Source organism: Pseudokineococcus marinus, assembly GCF_013004605.1.
GTDB lineage: Bacteria > Actinomycetota > Actinomycetes > Actinomycetales > Quadrisphaeraceae > Pseudokineococcus > Pseudokineococcus marinus.
Window position 1 is genome coordinate 1 of record NZ_JABEMA010000456.1, and the last position, 1,754, is coordinate 1,754.

Below are 1,754 nucleotides of genomic sequence, written 5' to 3' on the forward strand. Positions count from 1 at the left end.
GGCGGCCCTCGGGGAGCCGTGGCCCGACGTCTCGCCCGAGGCGCTCGTCGCGGGCGCCGCGGGGTGGCTGGCGCCGGAGCTCGCCGCGGCGCGGCGCCGCTCCGACCTCGCGCGCACCGACGTCGCGACCGCCCTGCGGCGTCTCCTGCCGTGGCCGCAGGCGAGCCGCCTCGACGAGCTGGCGCCCGAGCGGCTGACTCTGCCGTCCGGACGCACGGCGCGCCTGGACTACGCCGACCCGCTCGCGCCCGTCCTCGCCGTCCGGCTGCAGGACGTCCTCGGCTGGCAGGACGCGCCCCGCGTGGCGGACGGGCGCACCGCCGTCGTCGTCCACCTGCTCTCCCCGGCGGGCCGTCCCCTCGCGGTGACGGGCGACCTCGCGTCCTTCTGGCGCGGCCCCTACGCGCAGGTCCGCGCCGAGATGCGCGGGCGCTACCCCAAGCACGCCTGGCCCGAGGACCCGCTCGCCCGGTGAGCCCGGGCCTCCGGCGGTGAAGGAGGCGTCATCTTCGCGCGGGGAGGGTTCCTGGGGGTGGAGGAGGCGTCACCTTCGCGAGTGGAGGGCCTCTCGGGGTGAAGGAGGCGTCACCTTCGCGTGGGAGGGGCTCCGGGGTGGAGGAGGCGTCACCTTCGCGAGAGGGGTGGTGGCTCAGCCGAGCGGCAGCCGCAGCAGCTGGTCCTCGCCGTCGCCGTCGTTCGTCAGCACCCGCAGCGCGCCGCCGCCGGGGGCCACGGCGACGTCGCGCAGGCGCCCGTGCTCGCCGACGAGGTACGGCTCGGGCTGCCCGACCGGGCCGCCCTCCGGCGACGTCGCGACCGGCACCCGCCAGAGCCGCTGCCCGCGCAGGGCGCTGACCCACACGGCGTCGTCGGTCACCGCCAGGCCGCTGGGGGAGGCCTCCGACGGGCGCCACCAGACGAGGGGGTCGGTGAAGCCGGCGTCGGCGGCGTCCTGCCCGCCGGGGCCCTCGACCTCCGGCCAGCCGTAGTTGCGGCCGGGCTCGAGGAGGTTCAGCTCGTCCCAGGTGTCCTGGCCGAACTCGCTGGCGTACAGCCGGTCCTGCGCGTCCCAGCCCAGCCCCTGGACGTTGCGGTGGCCGAGGGTCCACACCGGCGAGCCCTCCGTGGGGTTGCCCGGGGCCGGCTCGCCGTCCGGCGTGACGCGCAGGACCTTGCCGGCGAGCGACGCCGGGTCCTGGGCGAGCTCCGGCTGCCGCGCGTCGCCCGTCGTCACGTAGAGCAGGCCGTCGGGCCCGAAGGCGAGGCGGCCGCCGTTGTGGACCTGCGCGCGCGGGATGCCCTCGAGGACCGTCTCGGGCTCGCCGAGACCGTCGTCGGACAGGACGGCGCGCACGACGGCGTTGTCGCCCTCCCGCGTGACGTAGGCGTACACGAGCCCGTCCTCGCCGAAGGACGGCGACAGCGCGAGCCCCAGCAGGCCGCCCTCGCCGCGCGGCAGCGCGCCGCCGAAGGTCCCGTCGGGGCTCGTGGTCGGGACCTCGACGACGTCCCCCGCCGCGGTCAGGCGGACCACGCGCGCCTCGTCGCGCAGGCTCAGCAGGGACGAGCCGTCCGGCAGGGCCACGACCGACCAGGGGAGCGGCAGGCCCTCGGCGACGACCTCGGCGGGTCCCGTGGGCGTCCCGGTCGCGCTCGGCGCCGCGGTCGTCGGCGCGGCGGGCGCCGGTGCCGCAGAGGTGGTCGGGACCGGGCTCGTCGGCGAGGGGCTCGCCGTCGACGCCGGCACCTCGCCC

Annotated in this window: 2 protein-coding genes; one reads left to right on the forward strand and one right to left on the reverse strand. The window is 78.3% G+C overall.

The window, feature by feature from the left end; all coding sequences use genetic code 11:
• On the forward strand, window positions 1–475 hold a 475-nt coding region (locus HLB09_RS16550; RefSeq protein ID WP_281359493.1), incomplete at its 5' end, for an ATP-dependent helicase C-terminal domain-containing protein.
• A gap of 174 nt (window positions 476–649) precedes the next feature.
• Here HLB09_RS16550 and HLB09_RS16555 read toward each other — a convergent pair.
• Complete coding sequence (locus HLB09_RS16555) at window positions 650–1,747, reverse strand: PQQ-dependent sugar dehydrogenase (protein WP_322790236.1); 1,098 nt, start codon at window positions 1,745–1,747, stop codon at window positions 650–652.
• Window positions 1,748–1,754: the final 7 nt, after the last annotated feature.